The sequence below is a fragment of the Cellulomonas fimi genome, from assembly GCF_012952065.1.
Taxonomy (GTDB): Bacteria; Actinomycetota; Actinomycetes; order Actinomycetales; family Cellulomonadaceae; genus Pengzhenrongella; species Pengzhenrongella fimi_A.
The window spans coordinates 91,335-111,388 of record NZ_JABCJJ010000006.1; the positions used below are offsets into that span (position 1 = coordinate 91,335).

Here is a 20,054-nt window from a genome sequence, read left to right on the forward strand (position 1 = left end):
CCGTCCCCGGCTACCTCCCGGCATCTGTCGAGTGTCCACGCTAACGGTGAAGGCAGCCACCGCGCGGCCGCGAGGCGGGGTGATTCGGCTCCGGCATGCGGACAGCGGTGCCTGGTCAGTACAGGAAGATGTCGAGCCACTCGCGGTTGTGCGCGTGCACGAGGACGAGGAAGAGCACGAGGTCGAACAGCAGGTGGACGGAGACCACATAGGTGAGCGATCTCGTCAGCCGGAAGATGTAGCCCTGCACCAGAGCGAACGCGTAGATCAGCACGGGACCCCAGCTGTGGAAGCCCAGCTCGTAGAGGAACGACGTGAACAGCACCGCCTGCAGCACGTTCGCCTGCCAGAACGGCAGGTGCCGGCGGAGGAGGGTGAAGACCGTGCAGATGAAGAACAGCTCGTCCCAGATCCCCAGGGCGTTCGTGCCGAGGAAGAGCCGGCCGATGCCCTCGGCGTCCGAGACCGCCGGCCAGTTCCGGTACACGCCGGTGTTGATCATGTATGTGGGGAGCAGGAGGTAGCCGAGCAGCGGAACGGCCACCAGGTACGCCTTCTCGAGGGTGGTCCAGCGCTCGCCGGTGCGGATCGGGAAGCGCACGGCGTGATCCCGGTAGACGAACCGGGAGACCAGGTAGGGCACCGCGACCGCGAGGACCATGGCCGTCCCCATCGTGACCATGTGGGCGTTGCTCACGTCCGTCGTGATCGGGACGGCCCCCATCACCGCGAGCCCGAACCCGATGAGCGCGAGGTCCTTGCCGAGCGCGCGGTCGATCACCAGCCCGAGCGCGACGGCGATCGCGAGCAGCGCGTACCCGAGCTCGCGCTGCTCGAGCGCGAAGAGCACGAAGCCGGCCAGCGAGACGACGGCGACGGGGAGCGCCTTGAGCGTCAGCCCGTTCCCCGGCTCGACACGGTCGGGTGCGCCGTCCGGTGCGCCGTCGGGTGCGCCGTCGGGCGGGCTGAGCGGGGCGGCGAGCGCCGCGGCGGCCGGGCGCGCGGATCGCTTGGGGGGCACGTCGTCGGGCATGGGGCAACGGTAGGCGCAGCATCCCGCCGCGGCACCACGTGACCGCTCCCCGCGCCCTGCCGCGCCTCACCGCGCCTCACTGCCGGACCGCGCCGCCTCGCGGCTACCGTGACGACGGACCCCGGCCACCCCAGGAGGGCTCACATGACCGTCGACCCGCCGCGTTCGTCCCTTCCCGGGACGCCCGGCCACGGTCGGCTCGACCGCCGGCTCCGACTCACGGACGCCGTCGTGATCGGGGTCGGCTCGATGCTCGGCGCCGGGGTGTTCGCCGTCCTCGCGCCCGCGGCGGGCGCGGCCGGGCCGGCGCTCCTCGTGGGGCTGCTGATCGCGGCCGTGGTCGCGTACGCGAACGCGACGTCGACCGCCCAGCTCGCGGCCGTGCTGCCCGCCGCGGGAGGTGCGTACCACTACGGGCGCGAGCGGCTGGGGCCGTGGTGGGGCTACGCCGCGGGCTGGTGCTACGTCATCGGGAAGACGGCGTCGTGCGCGGCGATGGCGATGACCCTCGCCGCCTACGTGGCCCCCGACGCCGGGCCCGGCTGGGGACGGGGCACCGCCGTCGCGGCGGTCGTCGCGATCGTCGGCGTGAACGCACGGGGGATCACGCGGACGGCACGGGTCGCCCGGGTGCTGGTCGTGGCGACGCTCGCGGTGCTCGCGCTCGTCGTCGTGGTCGGGGCGACGTCGGCCCCGTGCTGCGGCGGGGTGGTCGACGGGTCGACGGCTGCGGACCTGATGGCTGGACCCCGTGCCGCACCGACGCCCTACGGAGTGCTCCAGTCGGCCGGCCTCCTCTTCTTCGCGCTCGCCGGCTACGCCCGCATCGCGACCCTGGGCGAGGAGGTCCGTGACCCGCGCGTCGTCATCCCGCGGGCGATCCAGCTCGCGCTTGCGGTGGTCGTGGTCGTCTACCTCGCCGTCGCGCTGGTCACGCTCGGCGTCCTGGGCCCGACGGAGCTCGCGGCCTCGGCGCGCCCCCTCGCCGACGTCGTCACGGCGGCGGGGCAGCCCGGGCTCACCGGGGTGGTCCGCGTCGGAGCCGTCCTGGCGTCCGCGGGAGCGCTGCTCGGCCTGGTCGCCGGCGTGGGACGGACGACCTTCGCCATGGCCCGCGCGGGCGACCTGCCGCGACAGCTCGCGGCGGTCCACCCGCGCTTCGGGGTGCCGCACCGGGCCGAGTACGCGGTCGGCATCGTCGTCGTGGTGCTCGTGCTGGTCGCCGACCTGCGCGGCGTCATCGCGTTCTCGTCGTTCGGCGTCCTGCTCTACTACGCCGTCGCCAACGCGGCGGCGCTGCGGCAACCCGCGGTCGAGCGGCGGTGGCCGCGTGCGCTCCAGCTCGTCGGGCTCGGTGGCTGCGTGCTGCTCGCGGCGACGCTGCCGTGGCAGGCCGTGTCCACGGGCGTGACCGTGCTCGCTGTCGGGCTGCTGACGCGGCTCGTCGTCCGCGCCCTCGCCGGAGGCCGGTCGCATACTGGTCCGGTGCCAGTGCAGCCCGGGGTCCGCCGTGCCCGTGCGACGAGCCGCTCCGACGGCGACCCGGTGCCGCCGTCGGTGCGGCCCATGACCCCGGCCGATGCCGGGGCGGTCCTCGCGATCTACGCCGACGGCGTCGCGACCGGGATCGCGACCCTCGAGACCGAGGTCCCCACGTGGTCCGCCTGGGACGCGGGCCACCTGCCGGACCACCGGCTGGTCGCCGTGGACGACGACGGCGCGGCGTCGCCGGACGGACCGCTGCTCGGGTGGGTCGCGGTGAGCGCGACGAGCGCGCGGGCGGTGTACGCAGGCGTCGTCGAGGTCAGCGTCTACGTCGCGGCATCGGCGCGGGGCCGAGGCGTGGGCGGCGCGCTGCTCGACGCCGTCGTCGAGAGCTCGGAGCGGGCCGGCATCTGGACGCTCCAGTCCGGCGTGCTCGCCGAGAACTCCGCGAGCCTCGCACTGCACGCCCGGCACGGCTTCCGCCGGGTGGGCGTCCGCGAGCGGATCGGGGCGCGCCACGGCGTGTGGCGGGACGTGGTGCTGCTCGAGCGGCGCAGCGCGCGCGTCTGAGCGTCAGGGGGCCGGGTCGGGGTACGGGGCCTCGGTCCACCAGTCGTCGGCCGCCACCAGGGCGCGCAGCCCGGCCTCGTCGGTGGCGCCGGTCAGGAGGGTCACCTCGTCCACGACGGCGGGTGCCGCGACGAGGCCGGCGCGCGCGCCCACGGTGAGCGTGACCGGTCCGGGGGTCCACGACGTCGGCGCGGACGCGACGGTCGGGGCGCCGTCGTGCAGCGCGAGCCCGAGGGTCACGGCGCCGGCCTCGATCGACACCGCGACGAGCGCGACCGCGCCGTCGGTCGGCAGCGCGCCACCGGCCAGGGTCGTGGTCGCGCTCCCGCTCGGGTGCGTGAGCTCGAGCGCGCCGCCCGTGAGCCGCAGCACCAGCGCGCCGTCCGGGCCCACGACCGACGCCAGCTCACCGTCCGCGGGGACCGGCGCGCCGGTCGGGTCGACAGGCAGCGACACCCAGAGCAGGAGCGTCGCCGCGTCGCCCGGGAGCGCGACGGGGGTCGCCGCGGTGAGCGCGCTCCCGGGCGCCGTCGCGTCGAGCGCGAGGGCGCCGGGCACGACGTCGGCCGCCGGCGCGAGCTGTGCGGGGTCGCACACCAGGAGGCCCGGCGACGTCACGGCGACGGCCTGCGCGGTGGCGTCCGCGGGCAGGGCGCCCGAGAAGCTCCACCTCAGCGCGGGCGTCGCGGCGTCGATCATCCCGCTCGTGTACGCGGCGGCCGACCCGACGCACGCCGGCCGCGTCGTCAGCCGGAGCCCGGCGGTGTCCTCGCCCGAGAAGCCGGCCCGCGTGCTCGCGGTCTGGACCGACATGCCGACGGCGACGAGCAGCCCGACGACGAGCGCGACCCCGAGCCGCACCAGCGACGCGTCGCGGTCACTCGAAGAGGAGGTCATCGACCTGGCTCCTCTCGATGCCGAGCGCGGGGCGCCGGGCGCGGGCCCGCCGCGCCTGCACCACGGCGGCGACCTCCATGCCCGCGAGGATCAGCAGCGGCGGCCCGAGCATGACGAACCGGCCCGTCGCGGAGTGCGCCCAGCCCAGCACGGCGCCCCAGCCGGGGTGGACGGCGAGCACGACCCCGCGGACGCGGTTGACCGGCGTCGCGTTCGGGTCCGGCTCGTCGTTGGCGTCGCCCTTGGTGAAGATGTACGGCCGGGTGATCGGCTCACCGGTCGCCTCGTCCAGCTTGGGGACCATCCGGCCCGTGCTCTCGTCCTGCTCGAGCACGGGCAGGATCTCGAGGCGGATGATCCGGTGCGTCTGGAGCACCTCGGAGTCCTGCGGCCAGAACGAGACGACCTGACCGACGCGGAGCTCGGCGGGGTTCTCGATCTGCTTCATCACGACGGCGTCGCCCGCGTCGATGTACGGGGACATCGAGCCGGAGACGACGATGAGCAGCCGCTGCTCCTGCACCTGGAAGTAGAGGGGCACGAGCAGCGAGGCCGCGTACGACCCGACGCAGAGCGCGACGACCGTCCACAGCGCCACCCGGACGCCGCGCGCGCGACGACTCCCCGGGGGCGTGCGTCGGGCGCGCCGGCGCACGGGTCTCGTGCGCCGGTCGCGTCGGGTCGCCGGCAGGAACGGCATGGGGCTGGAGCTCCTCGAGCCTCAGTTGTTCTTCGTCTGCTCCGCGAAGAACGTGAAGACCAGGTCGGTGGTCGCGTCGGCGTACTCGTTGCCGGCTCCGATCGGCAGCCCGAGGCTCACGCAGAGCTGCTCCGAGGCACCGGCGATGAGCGTGCGCTCGCCGCCCTGCACGCCGTCGGTCCTCGACCCGAGCAGGACGTTCTCAGCACCCGCGGCGAGCTTCTGCACCGGCACGAGCGGCTGGGCGGACGCGACGAAGGCGGCGTCGCACGCGGCGCCGGTCGGCAGCGCGTAGAGGCCGATGTCGACCACCGAGGCCAGGTCGGGCACCGGGCGGTCGGCAGGCGCCTGCGCCGAGTTGCGGTTCGTCGCGGCGTACTCGATCGCGTACCGGTGCTCGAGCGAGCCGTCGTTCAGGACGTCGAGAACCGCGTACGACGTGTCACCCGGCGCCACGAGCGGGTCGGTGGTGATCACCTCGTCCACGGGCGTCCCCGAGATCGACACGGACCCGGTGGTGAACCCGCTGACCCCGGCGTCGTCGTTGTCACGGAACAGCGCCGAGGTGGTCAGCGAGCTCACGCCCACGACCGCGAGGCCGACGGTCGCGGCGCTCGCGACGAACCGCCGGCGCCGGGCGCGGTCGGCGGCGCTCGGGCCCGCGGGCCGGATCATCTCCTGCAGCAGATCGTCCATGGGTGCGCGTCCTTCGGAGGTCATGATGTGGTCATCGGCACGTCGGTGGGCGTACTTGAGCGTTCTGGCCGATTTGTTGTCGGGAGATCGGTTCGCGTGGGGGCGAACCGCCGGCGTGGGGCCGGGAGCAGCGCCGCGCGCACCCCGGCGACGGCCGCGGCAGGGACCGCCTCGGAGTACAGGAAGCCCTGCGCCTGGTCGACGTCGAGGGCCGCGAGCCGGCTCGCCGTCCCGGCGTCCTCGACCCCCTCGGCCACCACGACGAGGCCGAACGAGTGCGCGAGGTCGACCATCGCCTTGACGACGAGCTCCGAGCCGCGCTTGTCCGCGCTCGCCTCGATGTCGGCGATGAAGAGCTTGTCGATCTTGAGCTGCGCGACGGGCAGGTCGCGCAGCTGCGAGATCGAGGTGGTGCCGATGCCGAAGTCGTCGATCGACACCCGGATGCCCATGTCCGCGAGGCGCTTGAGCACCGGGAGGATCCGGGACGGGTCCGCCACGAGGGCGGTCTCGGTGATCTCGACCTCGAGCAGGCTCGCCGGCACCTGGTGCGTCGCGAGCAGCGCCTCGATCGTCTCCGTCACGGCGAACGAGGTGACGTTGTGCGCGGAGAGGTTGACCGCGACCGGCACCGGGTCGCCCTCCTCGCGCCAGCGCGCGATCTGCGTCACGACCGTCTCGAGCGCGAAGCGGGTCAGGTCGTTGATCAGGCCGGTCTGCTCGGCGAGCGGCACGAAGAGCGTCGGGGGCAGCATCCCGCGGGTCGGGTGCTGCCATCGCATGAGTGCCTCGACCCCCGCGGTGGCGCCGGTGCGCAGGTCGATCTTCGGCTGGTAGTGCATCACGAGCTCGTCGGCCCGCTCGAGGGCGCGGTGCAGGTCGCCCAGCAGCACGAGGCGCGCGGGCGAGGAGTCGTCCTCGTGGGGCGAGTAGACCGCGACGCCCATGCGGTGGACCTTGGCGGTGTACATCGCGACGTCGGCCTTGCGCATGAGCGAGGAGCCGTCGTGCGCGTGCTCGGGCAGGCAGGCGACCCCGATCGACGTCTCGACGTGGACGTCGAGGTCGCCGAGCCGGAACGGGGGACCGAACACGTTGCGCACGCGATCGGCCAGGCGCTCCGAGTCGGCGGCGGCCCGGATCGAGGGCAGCAGGATCGCGAACTCGTCCCCGCCGAGGCGGGCGACGACGTCGTTGTCGCGCAGCGCTCCCTGGAGCCGCCGGGCGACCTGCTGGAGCAGCTCGTCGCCCATGTCGTGGCCGAGGGAGTCGTTGATGTCCTTGAAGCGGTCGATGTCGAGGAGCACGAGCCCGACGCCGGTGCCCTCGTCGTACGCGGTGTCGACCGCGCGGGCGAGGCGCTCCGTGAGCATCCGCCGGTTGGGCAGGCCGGTGAGCGAGTCGAGCAGTGCGAGCCGGGCGTTGTCGAGCGCGTTCGACTGCAGGCGGCGCGTGAACGTGCGCACCGTGCGGAAGAGCAGGAGCCACACGACGAGCAACCCGCCCGCGACGACCAGGCCGATCGTGCGGTTGATGTCGGCGAGCGCGGCGGCCGAGTCCCTGTAGTCGAGGACCACCTCGGCGGCGCCGACGGCCCCGACGACGTCGCGGTAGCGCACCGGCACGTAGACGTCGAGCACCTCGACCTCGGTCCCGCCGGCGCGGGCGACCGAGGCGTTCGGGAGGACCATCGTGCCGACGTGCGCGACGGGGCTTCCCCCGCGCACCGCGTCGTCGAGCCGGATGCCGTCCGGGAAGCCGGTGGGGCTGTCGGACCCCGAGTCGTACAGCAGGTCGCCGTCGACGGTCCACAGCCGCAGCGACACCACCCGGTCGTCGAACCCGCGGACGGCCTCGTCGACGCCCGCGCGCTCGCCCGACGAGAGCACCCCCAGCGTGTAGGCGTCGACCGACACGGCCTGCCGCGCGTACGACTCGACGATCTCCGCGGTCTCGATCCCGACGGCGTGCTCGCGCTGCGTCGTCACCTGGCTCACGGCCAAGACGAGAGCGATCCCGAGCGTGAGCATCGACAGCACGCTGACGACCGAGAAGTACCGGGTCAGCGGCGGACGCTTCGGCGTGGTCGGGCTCACGGTGGGTGGCTGCTCGAGAGGTCGGAGGAGTCGGTGTCCACCCTGAGGTGTCCGCCGAGACTAGGCGGTATCAGGTCACGGGTCCAGGAACGGAGCACGCATCTGCGGGCGAGTCGCGCTATCACGGCGCAGATGCGCTGACCAGGAGGGACCCGCCCAGAACGGCCGTGACGATCGTCACAAGCACGAAGACCGCGATCCACACCGCTGCCGGGACGTGCGTGAGGCGGGCCAGGAGCGCGGCGTCGGACCCGCTGCTGCGGTGGGCGAACAGCTCCAGGGCGGGGCGCGGCGCCGCGACGAGCAGGAACCACGTGATCGCGTAGGCGGCGACCGACTGCCACACCGGAGCCGCCCACCACGTCACGGCGACCAGCACGACGCCCGTGACGAGCACCGACCACAGCCCGAACCAGTTGCGGATCTGGACCAGCACGAGGACCAGCACCACGAGCAGCAGCCAGAGCAGCCCGACGGCGTACCCCCGCGACACGAGCCACGCGGCTCCCAGGCCGAGCAGGCCCGGTCCGAGGTAGCCCGCCGCGGCGGTCGCGATCATCCCCGGGCCTCGCGGGCGCCCCACCGAGACGGTGAGCCCCGAGGTGTCCGAGTGCAGCCGGATGCCCGACAGCCGCCGACCGGTCAGCACCGCGACCCCCGCGTGCGCGGCCTCGTGGACCAGGGTGACCGCGTGCCGTGCCACGCCCCAGAGCCGCGGCACGAGGACGACCAGGACGGCCACCCCCGCGGTCAGGAGCACCACCGTGGTCGACGGCGCGGGCTGGGTCGTCGTCGCCCGGTGCCAGATCTCGCCGAGCACCTCCCCGAGCACGGGGACGAGCCCCAGCTCTCCCCCGTCCGTCATGGGGTGCACCGTACGGCTACGCGCCGCGCGTGGCCCCGACCGCGGCGCGCGCGTCGCCGACCGGACCGCCCTGCGTCGGACCACCCTGCGTCGGCACCACCGGACCGCCGCCGAGCACCTGGCCGACGAGCTCGCCGGCCGCGTCACCGGCCACCGCGGGCATGAACAGGTAGCCCTGGCCCGTGACGCAGCCGATCTCCTGGAGGAACGCGAGCTGGTCGGTCGTCTCGACGCCCTCGGCGACCACGGCCAGGCCGAGCGCCTTGCCCATCGCGACGATGACCCGCACGAGGTCGGCCGTCCGGTCGCCGCTCATCACGCCCCTGATGAACGAGCGGTCGATCTTGAAGGCCTCGACCGGGAACCGGTGCAGGGTCTCGAGCGACGAGTACCCCGTGCCGAAGTCGTCGATGTGGAGCTGGAGCCCGGCGTCGTGCATGTCCTTCATGAGCCGCAGGGCGAGCTCGGGCCGCCGCATGATGACGCCCTCGGTGATCTCGATGGTCATCCGGTCCGCCGTGAGCCCGTGGCGCCCGAGGCAGTGCAGCACGTGAGGGAGCAGGCCGCTGTGCCAGAACTCGCGGTCGGAGATGTTGACGCTCACGTTGACGACCGCGGGGCCCCACACGGCGAGCTGCCGGCAGACCTCCTCGATGACCCAGTGGCCGAGCCGGACGATCAGCCCGGTCTCCTCCATGATCGGCAGGAACTGGTCGGGCGGGACCATGCCGCGCTCGGGGTGCCGCCAGCGCACGAGGGCCTCGAAGCTGTTCGCCAGGCCCGACGCCAGGTCGACGATCGGCTGGTAGTGCACCTCGAACTGCTCCTCGTCGAGCGCCCGCCGGAGCTCGGCGTCGAGGCGCAGGTGGTGCACCGCGTTCGCGTGCATCGCCGCGTCGAAGAACGACACCGAGCCGCGCTCGGTCGCCTTCGCGTGGTACATCGCGGTGTCGGCGTCGCGGAGCACGTCCTCGGCCGACGCGTAGTCGATCGCGCTGGTCGCGATCCCCAGGCTGGCTCGGATCGCGACCTCGTTGCCGTCGAGGTCGATGACCTCGGCGAGCGCTGCCTGGACGCGCTGGGCGACGTGCAGCACGTCGTGCGGCTCGACGTCGTGCAGCAGGATCGCGAACTCGTCGCCGCCGAACCGCGCGCCCGTGTCGACCGCGCGCAGCTGGTGCTCGATCCGGTTCCCGACGGCGGTGAGCAGGCGGTCGCCCGCCTGGTGCCCGAGCGAGTCGTTGACGACCTTGAACCCGTCGAGGTCGAGGAAGAGAACGGCGAAGGGGGTTCTCGACCGCCGGCACTGCGCGACGGCGTGCTCGAGCCGGTCGAGGAAGAGCCGGCGGTTGGGCAGGCCCGTCAGGGCGTCGTAGAGCGCGTTCTCGCGCAGCTGGTCCTCGAGCGACCGGCGCTCGTGGATGTCGGAGAGCGAGCCGACGATGCGCTCCACGGAGCCGTCGGCCGCGCGGACCGACAGGGCGCGCGCGAGCGCCCAGCGGTACGAGCCGTCGGCCGTGCGGACGCGGTACTCGGTGAGCACCGTGGCCTCGTGCCCGGCGACCGCCTTGCGCAGGGCGTGCTCCATGTCGGCGACGTCGTCGGGGTGGATCAGCGCCCGCCAGGCCTCGAGCCGGTTCTCGGTGGCGCGGTCCAGGCCCAGCAGGTCCCAGCACCGGTCGGAGAGGTAGAGCGCGCTGGTGCGCGCGTCCCACTCCCAGAGCCCGTCGTTCGTCGCGAGCGCCGCGAGCGCGTAACGCTCCTCGCTCGCCCGGACCGTCTGGTGCAGCCGCTCCTCCTCGAGCGCGGCGCACAGCAGCGCGGCCCAGTGGTGGTAGGTCTCGCGGCTCGACGTCGTGACGATCGCGCCGACGAGCGCGAGCATCCCCCAGTCGCGCTCGGCGGTGCGGACGGGCACGACGACGCACACACGGTCCGCGGAGTCCGGGGTGCCCCCGACCAGGGGCGCGGGCGGGAAGCTCTCGACCGGCATCGTCGTGCCGAGGACGCCGGTCAGCAGGCCGTCGGGGTCGTAGCTGCCCGCGATCCGCAGCGGGCCGGTCCCCGGCTCGCCGTCCCACAGCCCCAGCACGCCGGCCCGCACGTGCGTGCCGGTGAGCCACGCGAGGCGGTGCGCCTCGGCGCTCCCCACGTCCAGCAGCCCCTTGTCGAGAGCGACCTGCTCCTCGATGAGCGCCTCGAGCGACTCGGCGCGGACGCGGAACGAGCCGGCCTGCATCTGCCAGAGCGCGGCGGCGACGCGCGTGGCGGCGGTCCGGCCGGCGTCACCGAGCGCGTCGTCCGCCGTCGCCTGGTCGGGCGTCGCCGCACCCGTGCGCTCGAGGTACTCCGTCAGCGCGCCGAGGGTCCGGTGCAGCACGCTCGCGTCGGTCGCCACGCGGCGCAGGGACGTCGTGAGCGCCTCGAGCCGCTCGGCGGGCACGGCGTCGCCCGCCTCGAGGAGCGCCTCGACCTCGACGGCCATCGCCAGCACGGCGTCCTCGGTCGGGCCGTCCGCCGTGCTGTCGTAGGTGAGGAGGGCGCCGCGCAGCAGCTCGCTGAGCTCCTCGAGCGGCGAGGGGCGGTACGCCTGCACGGGCTGCGCGCTCCCGGTGCCGCCCGCGACGTCCGGCGCGCACCCGCACGACGCGCGCAGGGCCAGCCCCGCGGCGGGTGAGGTGTGCGCGACGGCCGGGACCGCGTCGCCTCGGATCTGCGCGAGGACCAGCCGGCCCGCGAGCGCGCCGACCTCGTCGAAGCGCTGGTTGACGCTCGAGAGCGGCGGGCTGCTGAAGGCGGCGGCCTCGATGTTGTCGAACGCGATGACGGCGAGGTCCCGGGGGACGACGACGCCGGCGTCCGCGAGCGCGCCCATGAGCCCGATCGCGATCCGGTCCGTCGCGACCATGACCGCGGTCGGGCGCCGGTCGAGCGCGAGCAGCTGCGCGGCGGCGGCGGCGCCCGCGGCGGGGGTGCTCCCCGGCACGTCGACGACCAGGGCCGGGTCGGCGTCGAGCCCGTGCGCTGTGAGCGTGTCCCGGTACGCGGTGAGCCGGTCGCGGAGGTCGGCGCGGTCGAGCGGCCCGACGTAGCCGATCCGCGTGTGGCCGTGCTCGAGGAGGTGCGCGACGGCGTCGGCGGTCCCGCCCTCGTTGTCGGGCACGGCCAGCGGGGCCTCGAAGCCGTCGAGCGGCATGCCGGCGCACACGACGGGGGTCCCGGCGGCACGCAGCCGCTCGAGGTACGGCGCCTGGACGGCGCTCGTGACGGCGACGACGCCGTCCGCGCGCGCCCAGGCGACGGGCGTGCTGAAGGCGGTGGGCTCGTCGAGCTCGTCGGCCGCGGCGCCCGGCCCGAGCGTCTGGACGACGACGACGCGCCCACCGACCGCGCGGACCTCGCGCGTGAGCCCGGCGAGGACCTCCCCGAAGAAGTAGCCGCCCGTGCCGGGGGAGACCGCGAGGACGGTGAGCGGCTCCGCCATGGTGCACCGTCCTTCCGTGGTCGCGACGCGGGGCGACGTGACGCCGCGTTCGTCGGGCGTCGTCCGCCGTGTCCGTGGCGTCCCGATCGGCACCCCCCGGAGCGACGTGAGGGGCGTCACCGGGTGAAGGAGGTGGGCCGGGAGGCGACGTGAGGCATACTGGACCCCGAGGCCCGCACCATCTCGTGCGCGGCCCGCGTCGTGGAGCACCTGCGAGTTCACGCGGCGAGCCCCGACCATCCACCGCCGGAAAGGCGACCTTCACGTGTCCACGTTCTCTTCCCTCGGCGTGCCCGAGACCCTTGTCCGCTCCCTCACCGCGGGCGGCATCACCGCTCCGTTCCCCATCCAGACCGCGACGCTGCCCGACACGCTCCGGGGCCGCGACGTCCTGGGCCGTGGCCGCACGGGCTCGGGCAAGACGCTCGCGTTCTCGCTCCCGATCGTGACGCGCCTCGCGGCGTCGGGCAGCGCCCGCAAGCCCGCCCGCCCCCGCGCGCTCGTGCTGGCACCGACCCGCGAGCTCGCGACCCAGATCGCGGGGACGCTCGAGCCGCTCGCGAAGGCCGAGCGCCTCAGCCTGACCACCGTGTTCGGCGGCGTCTCCCAGAACCGCCAGGTGAGCGCGCTGAACGGCGGCATCGACATCCTCGTCGCGTGCCCCGGCCGGCTCGAGGACCTGCTCCAGCAGCGGCTCCTCACGCTCGACGGCGTCGAGATCACCGTGCTCGACGAGGCCGACCACATGGCCGACCTGGGCTTCCTGCCGGGCGTCAAGCGCATCATGGACAAGACGCCGAAGCAGGGGCAGCGGATGCTCTTCTCGGCGACGCTCGACAACGGCGTGGACCAGCTGGTCAAGCGCTACCTGAGCAACCCCCTCACGCACTCGGTCGACTCGGCCGAGTCGCCGGTCGCGAAGATGACGCACCACGTGCTCGCCGTGCACGACGCCGAGTCCAAGCGTCAGGTCGTCCAGCAGCTCGCGTCGGGTACCGGGCGTCGCGTGCTGTTCACGCGCACCAAGCACCAGGCGAAGAAGCTGGCCAAGCAGCTGACCGCCGCAGGGATCCCCGCGGTCGACCTGCACGGGAACCTCAGCCAGCCCGCGCGCGAGCGCAACCTCGCGGCGTTCTCCTCGGGCGGCGTCCGGGTGCTGTGCGCGACCGACATCGCGGCGCGCGGCATCCACGTCGACGACATCGAGCTCGTCGTGCACGTCGACCCGCCGGCCGAGCACAAGGCGTACCTGCACCGCTCGGGTCGCACGGCCCGGGCCGGGTCGGAGGGCGTGGTCGTCACGGTCATGCTCCCCGAGGAGGCGGGCGACGTCCGCACCCTCACGCGCCTTGCGAAGATCACCGTCACGCCGCAGCGCGTCGGGCCCGGCTCGCCGGTCATCACGTCGCTCGTCGGTGCGGTGGCGGACGTCGTCATGCCGACCGCGCCGCCGGTCTCGGTGCCCGAGCACGGTCGCGGCAACGCGGCCCGCAGCGGGGACGTCGCCGGCCAGGGCCGGTCGCGCCGTGGTGGCGGGGCAGGTGGCGGTGCCGGTCGCGGTCGCCGCGGCGGCTCCGGTGCGCAGGGTGCTGCGGCCGCAGCGCCGCAGGGCGGACGGCAGCCCGGTGGCTCGGGCCGCGCCGCGGGTGCGGGGCGCTCGACGGCGCCCGCGCGCACGCCGGGTTCGAGCCGGCCGGCGCAGGGTGGCTCGACCCCCGTGTACTCGTCCACGTCCGGCGGGCGCGGTGGTGCCGTCGAGATGTCGCGTGGCGCCTCCGCGGGTCGCCGTCGCTCGCGCTGACCGCGCAGCGCTCGTCAGGGTCGCGATGGTCGTCAGGTCGCGCGATGGTCACCCGGGCGGCCCAGGCATAGCCTGGCCGTCGGACGAAGGAGGGATTCATGGCGTACGCCGTCGAGCGGACCGAGGACGAGTGGCGCGTCGCGCTGGACCCGCAGGAGTTCGCCGTGCTGCGGCGCGCGGGCACCGAGCGACCGTGGACCGGTGAGCTCCTGGCCGAGAACCGGCCGGGGGTCTACCGCTGCCGCGCGTGCGGCGCCGAGCTGTTCCGCTCCGAGACCAAGTTCGAGGCGCACTGCGGGTGGCCGAGCTTCTACTCGCCGCTCGCGGGCGACGCCGTCGAGCTGATCGAGGACACGACGCTCGGCATGGTCCGCACCGAGGTGCGCTGCGCGCGCTGCGGCTCGCACCTCGGCCACGTGTTCGACGACGCCCCGCAGACGCCGACGGGTGACCGCTTCTGCATGAACTCCGTGTCGCTCACGTTCGAGCCGGCGGACGGCACGGGACCCGATCCGTCCTGACCGCCCGACCCGGATCAGGCGGGTCGAGCTCGGGAAAGGCTGAAGTCGGCCGGCTGACGTGCCGATACTGCTCTCATGTCCCCGACCCTCACGATGCGACGTTGGCACCGCTTCGGTGTCGACTTCCTCGTCGCGACCGCGGACACGGGGGCGCGGGTCGGCTGGGTCGACCTGCGCTCGGGCGAGGTGGTCGTCGAACGGCCGATGCTCGAGGACAGCCTCCGCCTCGCGGCCCAGGAGTACCTGCGCGCCGACGTGCACGAGATCGTGCTCCCCGTGCCGCGGCGCGCGGCCCTGGATGCGTTCGACGCCTACGTGACGGTGCCCGACGACGCGGCCGACGACGCGAGCGGGTCGGTGGCCGCACGGCTCGAGCGGCTGGTCGCCGAGGGCTGGCTCGTGCTGCACGACGTGCCGGTCGGCCGCCAGGGCGCGGTGCTCGACCACCTGCTCATCGGGACGGGTGGCGTCTTCGCGATCCGGGTCCACGCGCACCCGGACGCGCACGTCGTGATGAGCCGCACCAGCGTCGAGGTCGACGGCCGCCCCACCAGCTACCTGCGCGACGCCCGGCTCGAGCAGGCCCGCGTGCAGCAGGTGCTCGGCGCCGCCGCAGGGCTGCACGTCGAGGTGCGGCCGGTGGTCGTCCTGGACACCGACGTGCCCCCGGTCCTCGCGGGCGACGCGCTGCCCGACGCCGCGCTGGTGCTCGGGCGCACCGACGTCCCGCAGCTCTTCCGCGAGGTGCCGCCGCGGCTCGCCGCCACGCGCGTCGAGGCGATCAGGGCCGCGGCCGGGCGCCGGAGCACGTGGACCGCCTGACCGTCACGTCCGGTTCGTCGCCCGGTCGAGCGCCGCGTTGAGGCGACCGATGGACCCGGCCAGCACCGCGACGTCGTCGGGCGGCCACTCCTCGAGCGCCGCGCGCAGCCAGGCCCGGCGCGCGTCCTGCGCGGTCGTGACACGTCGCTCGGCGTCGGGGGTCAGCTCGAGCCGCTGCGCGCGCGAGTCGGCGGCGTCCGCCCGCCGCGCGAGCAGCCCGAGCTCCTCGAGGCGGCGGACCTGCCGCGAGATCGTGGCGCGCCCGACGCCGAAGTGGGCCGCGAGGTCGCTGCTGCGCACGCCGGGGGCGCGGGACACGTGCACGAGGAGCGGGTAGGCGGCGGCGTCGAGGTCGGGGTGGACGCGGGCTGCCATCGCGGCCGACGACGCGCGCGCCCGGCGCAGGAGCAGCCCGAGCTCCCGCTCGACGAGCGAGAACGGGTCGCCGGCCATCACGCGTCCCCGGCGCCGTGCGCGACCTCTGCCTTCGCGCGCCGGACGTCGACGCCCGACCGCGTGCCGAGCGGCACCTCACGCAGGAACAGCACCGCGAGCACCGTCACGAGCCCGAGCGGGATGGCGAGGAGGAAGAGGTCGGCGATGCCCTGGCCGTAGGACGCCTCGACGACGACCCGGATGGCCGGCGGCAGCGTCGAGACGTCAGGGATCGCCGTCGTGCCGCCGGTCAGGACGGCCGGGTCGATGCCCAGGTCGCGCAGGCCGGAGAGCAGCAGGGTGGTGATCCGGCCCCCGAGCACGGCCCCGAGGGCCGCGACGCCGACCGCGCCGCCGAGCGTGCGGAAGAAGGCCACGGTCGCTGTCCCGCTGCCCATGTCGCGCAGGTCGAGGGTGTTCTGCGTCGCGAGCACGAGGTTCTGCATGAGCATGCCGACGCCCGCGCCGAGCACGAGCATGTACGCGCCCACGAGGAACAGGTTCGTGTCGTACCGGATCGTGCCCATGAGCGCGAGACCGGCCGTCAGGACCAGCGCGCCGGCGATCATGAAGCGCTTGTACCGGCCCGTGCGGCTGATGATCCGGCCGCTGAACGTCGAGAAGACGAGCATCCCCACCATCATCGGCACGGTGAGGAGCCCGGACTCGGTCGGGGACTTGTCGCGTGCCACCTGCATGTACTGGCTGAGGAAGACCGACGTGCCGAACAGCGCCACGCCGACCGCGACGCTCGCGACGACCGACAGCACGAGCGTCCGGTTCCGGAACAGGTGCAGCGGGATGATCGGCTCGGCCGCCCGGGACTCGACCCACACCGCCGCGGCCAGCACGACGACCGCGCCGCCGACCATCGCGGCCGTCTGCCACGACGCCCAGTCGAACTGGTTGCCGGCGAACGTGACCCAGAGCAGCAGCGAGGAGATGCCCGCCGAGAGGAGCGCCGCGCCGGCGTAGTCGAGCCGCACGACCCGCGGCTCGAGCGGCGGCAGGTGCAGCGTCCGCTGGAGCACGACGATGGCGGCGACCGCGAACGGCAGCCCGACGAAGAAGTTCCACCGCCACCCGGGCCCGTCGGTGATCGCGCCGCCGAGGAGGGGACCGCCGACCATCGCGAGGCCCATCACGGCGCCCATCAGGCCCATGTACCGGCCCCGGTCGCGCGGCGAGATGATGTCGGCGATCAGCACGGTGCCGAGCGCCGTGAGCCCACCGGCGCCGATCCCCTGGAGCGCGCGCATCCCGATCAGCATGCTGGTCGACTCGGAGAACCCGGCCGCTGCGGAGGACAGCACCGAGACGACCAGGGCGAGCTGGATGAGCACCTTGCGGTCGACGAGGTCGGCGAGCTTGCCCCAGACGGGCGTCGAGATCGTGGTGGTGAGCAGGGTCGCGGTCACGACCCACGTGAAGGCCGACTGCGTCCCGTTCAGGTCGGTGATGATCCGGGGGAGCGACGACGAGACGACGCTCGTGGCGAGGATCGAGACGAACATCCCGAGCAGGATGCCGGACAGCGCCTCGAGCACCTCGCGGTGCGACATCGGAGCGGAGGTGTGCGGCGCGGAGGTGTGCGGAGCGGGCGGGTCGGGTGCGGGGGTCACGGGCCGGCTCGTCACGCGGGGTCGGCCTCCGCCGCGCCGACCGACTCGTCCCCGGCGTCGCGCAGCGCGACGACGTAGGCGGTGACCGTGTCGGCGAGGCGACGGATCTGCGCGGCCGTGGTCGCGACGTCGGGCCCGGACCAGTCGGCGAGCACCTGGGCGGTGAGCGCGCCGGCGGCGACGCGTGCACGGTCCGCGACCGCGCGCCCCTCCTCGGTGAGGACGACGGCGCGGGCCCGCCGGTCGTCGTCGTCCACCGTCCGGGCGGCGAGCCCCGCGGCGACGAGCGCGCTCACCTGACGGCTGGCGACCGAGATGTCGACGCGCAGGGCGTGCGCGATGTCGCCGATCTGCATCGGGCCGGCGAGCTCGAGCGTCCGGACGACAGCGAGGCCCGCACGTGAGCTCCCTGCCGCACGGGCGACGAGGGCACCGGTCTCGCGGTGGGTGCGGGTGAGGTCCTCGACGGCTGCGACCAGCGCGAGGTAGGGGTCGTGCGAGGAAGGAGTCGAGTCGCCCGGCGCGGGTGTCGGTTCAGCGGGCATCGGTTCTGCGGGTGTCGGTTCGGCGGGCAGCGGTTCAGCGGGCACTGGTCGAGGGTACGGCAGGTGGTTGCCTCGGGCAACCGTTCGGGGTGGCGCTGGGTCGGCGCGGCGGGTCAGGTCGTGACGTCGCGGCGCCGTCGGACCCGGACGTCTCCCATGTCCTCCAGCTCGACCCCCTTGGTCTCGGGGATCAGGCGGAGGACGAACACGAAGGAGATCGCGGCGAAGATCGCGTACAGCAGGTAGGGGATGGTCGGGCCGAAGGCGTCGAGCATGGGCGGGAAGCTGATCGTGATGAGGAAGTTCGCGATCCACTGGGCCGCGGCCGCGACCCCGAGGGCGGCCGCGCGGATGCGGTTCGGGAACATCTCCCCGAGCAGGACCCACGTCACCGGGCCCCAGGTCGCGCCGAAGAAGACGACGAAGACGTTCGCGGCCACGAGGGCGACCGGACCCCAGGGGGACGTGAGCGAGATGTCGTCCCCCGACCCGGTCGCGTTGGTGAACGCGAGCGCCATGACGCCGAGCGACACCGCCATGCCGGCGGACCCGACGAGCAGGATCGGCCGACGCCCGACCTTGTCGACGAGCGCGATCGCGATGAGCGTCACCAGGACGTTCGTCACCGCGGTGAGCACCGACGCGGTGAACGAGTCCTTCTCGGTGAATCCGACCGTCTGCCACAGCGTGGTCGAGTAGTAGAAGATCACGTTGATCCCGACGAACTGCTGGAACACCGACAGGGCGATCCCGACCCAGACGATGGGCAGCAGGCCGAGCGCGGGACCCCGCAGGCTGGCCTGCTTGGCGAGGAGCTTGTCGGACCGGATCGTGCGCTCGATCTCCGCGACGCGGGTCTCCGGGTCCTCGTCGGGGCCGAGCACGGACCGGAGCACCTCGACGGCGTCGCCGCGTCGGCCGGCCGAGACGAGGTAGCGCGGCGACTCGGGGATCCGGAGCGCGATGATGCCGTAGACCGCGGCGGGCACGACCGAGACCAGGAACATCCAGCGCCAGGCGTCGAGCCCGAGCAGGCTCGGCTCGGAGGCGCCACCGGCCGTGTTCGCGAACACCGCGTCCGAGAGCAGCGCCGCGAAGATGCCGAGCGTGATCGCGAGCTGCTGGAGCGACGCGAGCCGTCCGCGCACGGCCGCCGGCGAGATCTCGGCGATGTATGCCGGCGTGATCACCGACGCGATGCCGATGCCGAGCCCACCGACGATCCGCCAGAGGATCAGGTCCCACACGCCGAACGCGAACCCGGAGCCGACGCCCGACGCGAGGAAGAGGACGGCGCCGAGCAGCATGATGCGCGTCCGCCCGAACCGGTCGGCGAGCCGCCCACCCAGCCAGGCCCCGACCGCGCAGCCCAGCAGGGCGACGGCGACGGCGAAGCCGGTCAGGGTCGCGCTGAGACCGAACGCCCCCTCGATCGCCTCGACCGCGCCGTTGATGACGGAGCTGTCGAACCCGAAGAGGAACCCGCCGACGGCGGCGGCGACCGAGAGGCCGATCGCCTTGCGGTGGTGGGCGCTGTTGTCGCCCCGAGCCTGTCGCGGCTGTGCGGACTGGGACATCGTCGGCCTTCCCCCCGTGGTGCGGCGCTTCAACCACTCACCACTGTCGACCCGGACGCCCGGACGTGCGAGCCGAACAGGGCCTCGGGGACAATCGCCGGATGAGCTCTTCGGACGGCGAGGCCCGGCGACCCCGGCGTCCCGCGATGCTCGACCCTCGCCTCGCGGACGACATCCCGGGTGACATGGACCCGGCGCTGCGCTCCGAGGTCGCGCACACGACGGCGGGCGCGATCGTCCACCAGGCGCGCGCCTCGGACGATCCCCACCTCGTCGACCGCCTCGTCCGGCTCGTCGAGGCGGAGGGGCTCGACGTCGTCGCGGGTCTCTGGGCCGACAGCCCACCCGGGACGCTGCCCGGGGCGCTCTGGCGGCTCTACACGCTGCGGGAGTGGACGCGCCGCGATCCCCGCACCCTCGCCGCGCGCTACGCGAGCGGGGTCCACGCGGCCCAGGTGGCCGACGTCGTCGCCGGCGTGGTCACCCCGCCCGGGCCCGAGGACATCCGCGAGGTGGCCGACGCCGTGCTGTCCGGCGTCTTCGCCGGCGACCTCGCGGTGGCGCTCGAGCGAGGGGCGGCGTTCTGCCGGGTCCTGGCCGCGGGCGCGGCCTTCGACGCCGACGACGTCGATGCGCACGCCCCGGCCGACGCGCTGCGGCTCACACGGGGAGCGTCGTCGCTCGTCCGGACCGCCGAGGAGCTCGAGCTCGCCGCCGACCTGTGGCGGAGGGGCCGGCTCGACTGAGGCGCGGTGCGTCGCTCCGCGTCGGAGCTGAGTCGCTCGTCACACCGTGGCGCCGTCCATCCGTGATCCACGCCCAGGACACCTCCGTGTCACCGCTGCGTCACCATCGAAGTTGCCTGGACACCTCGCGGCTGCCCTAGCCTGTGTCCGACCACGCGT

Annotated in this window: 16 protein-coding genes; 5 read left to right on the plus strand and 11 right to left on the minus strand. The window is 74.1% G+C overall.

Going from position 1 to position 20,054, the window contains the following annotated elements:
• Positions 1 to 115: 115 nt before the first annotated feature.
• Complete coding sequence (locus tag HIR71_RS05865) at positions 116 to 1,033, minus strand: CPBP family intramembrane glutamic endopeptidase (RefSeq protein ID WP_311836118.1); 918 nt, start codon at positions 1,031 to 1,033, stop codon at positions 116 to 118.
• Between the two features lie 144 nt (positions 1,034 to 1,177).
• Here HIR71_RS05865 and HIR71_RS05870 point away from each other — a divergent pair, with 144 nt between their 5' ends.
• On the plus strand, positions 1,178 to 3,088 hold the full coding sequence (locus HIR71_RS05870; RefSeq protein WP_311836119.1) for an amino acid permease: 1,911 nt from the start codon (positions 1,178 to 1,180) through the stop codon (positions 3,086 to 3,088).
• 3 nt (positions 3,089 to 3,091) lie between these two features.
• Here HIR71_RS05870 and HIR71_RS05880 read toward each other — a convergent pair whose 3' ends face one another.
• From HIR71_RS05880 to HIR71_RS05905, 6 genes are all read right to left on the minus strand, one after another.
• On the minus strand, positions 3,092 to 3,985 hold the full coding sequence (locus tag HIR71_RS05880; RefSeq protein ID WP_169324120.1) for a hypothetical protein: 894 nt from the start codon (positions 3,983 to 3,985) through the stop codon (positions 3,092 to 3,094).
• Entirely contained in the window at positions 3,966 to 4,685 is a 720-nt protein-coding gene (locus HIR71_RS05885; protein WP_169324121.1) for a signal peptidase I, read from the minus strand. The genes HIR71_RS05880 and HIR71_RS05885 overlap by 20 nt, the downstream gene beginning before the upstream one ends.
• 21 nt (positions 4,686 to 4,706) lie before the next feature.
• Positions 4,707 to 5,381 carry a hypothetical protein gene (locus tag HIR71_RS05890; RefSeq protein WP_169324122.1) on the minus strand — a complete coding sequence of 225 codons (675 nt, stop codon included), beginning with the start codon at positions 5,379 to 5,381 and terminating at the stop codon, positions 4,707 to 4,709.
• 20 nt (positions 5,382 to 5,401) lie between these two features.
• On the minus strand, positions 5,402 to 7,477 hold the full coding sequence (locus HIR71_RS05895; protein WP_311836120.1) for a putative bifunctional diguanylate cyclase/phosphodiesterase: 2,076 nt from the start codon (positions 7,475 to 7,477) through the stop codon (positions 5,402 to 5,404).
• A 121-nt stretch (positions 7,478 to 7,598) separates the two neighbouring features.
• Positions 7,599 to 8,342, minus strand: a complete 744-nt coding sequence (locus tag HIR71_RS05900; RefSeq protein WP_169324123.1) for a M50 family metallopeptidase — start codon at positions 8,340 to 8,342, stop codon at positions 7,599 to 7,601.
• A gap of 16 nt (positions 8,343 to 8,358) precedes the next feature.
• Positions 8,359 to 11,826, minus strand: coding sequence for an EAL domain-containing protein (locus HIR71_RS05905; protein WP_169324124.1), 3,468 nt, complete (start codon positions 11,824 to 11,826; stop codon positions 8,359 to 8,361).
• 265 nt (positions 11,827 to 12,091) lie between these two features.
• Between HIR71_RS05905 and HIR71_RS05910 the strand changes: the two genes are divergently transcribed.
• The 3 genes from HIR71_RS05910 to HIR71_RS05920 all read left to right on the plus strand — a co-directional run bounded on the left by HIR71_RS05910 (position 12,092) and on the right by HIR71_RS05920 (position 14,970).
• On the plus strand, positions 12,092 to 13,627 hold the full coding sequence (locus HIR71_RS05910; protein WP_169324125.1) for a DEAD/DEAH box helicase: 1,536 nt from the start codon (positions 12,092 to 12,094) through the stop codon (positions 13,625 to 13,627).
• 98 nt (positions 13,628 to 13,725) lie between these two features.
• Positions 13,726 to 14,148 (plus strand): peptide-methionine (R)-S-oxide reductase MsrB, encoded by a 423-nt coding sequence (gene msrB, locus HIR71_RS05915; RefSeq protein WP_169324126.1) that lies wholly within the window; start codon positions 13,726 to 13,728, stop codon positions 14,146 to 14,148.
• 75 nt (positions 14,149 to 14,223) lie between these two features.
• Positions 14,224 to 14,970: a nuclease-related domain-containing protein gene (locus HIR71_RS05920; protein ID WP_169324127.1), complete on the plus strand. Its 747-nt coding sequence runs from the start codon at positions 14,224 to 14,226 to the stop codon at positions 14,968 to 14,970.
• Between the two features lie 3 nt (positions 14,971 to 14,973).
• Here HIR71_RS05920 and HIR71_RS05925 read toward each other — a convergent pair whose 3' ends face one another.
• The 4 genes from HIR71_RS05925 to HIR71_RS05940 form a co-directional block, all read right to left on the minus strand.
• The gene (locus HIR71_RS05925) at positions 14,974 to 15,423 is read right to left on the minus strand and encodes a MarR family winged helix-turn-helix transcriptional regulator (RefSeq protein ID WP_169324128.1); all 450 of its coding nucleotides are present in this window, start codon (positions 15,421 to 15,423) and stop codon (positions 14,974 to 14,976) included.
• Entirely contained in the window at positions 15,423 to 16,967 is a 1,545-nt protein-coding gene (locus tag HIR71_RS05930; protein WP_169324195.1) for an MFS transporter, read from the minus strand. Before HIR71_RS05930 ends, HIR71_RS05925 begins: the two co-directional genes overlap by 1 nt.
• A gap of 71 nt (positions 16,968 to 17,038) precedes the next feature.
• Positions 17,039 to 17,617, minus strand: coding sequence for a MarR family winged helix-turn-helix transcriptional regulator (locus HIR71_RS17145; protein WP_169324129.1), 579 nt, complete (start codon positions 17,615 to 17,617; stop codon positions 17,039 to 17,041).
• 68 nt (positions 17,618 to 17,685) lie between these two features.
• On the minus strand, positions 17,686 to 19,149 hold the full coding sequence (locus HIR71_RS05940) for a sugar porter family MFS transporter (RefSeq protein ID WP_169324130.1): 1,464 nt from the start codon (positions 19,147 to 19,149) through the stop codon (positions 17,686 to 17,688).
• Positions 19,150 to 19,295: 146 nt separating this feature from the next.
• Between HIR71_RS05940 and HIR71_RS05945 the strand changes: the two genes are divergently transcribed.
• Positions 19,296 to 19,895, plus strand: a complete 600-nt coding sequence (locus HIR71_RS05945; protein ID WP_169324196.1) for a hypothetical protein — start codon at positions 19,296 to 19,298, stop codon at positions 19,893 to 19,895.
• The last annotated feature ends 159 nt before the right edge of the window (positions 19,896 to 20,054 follow it).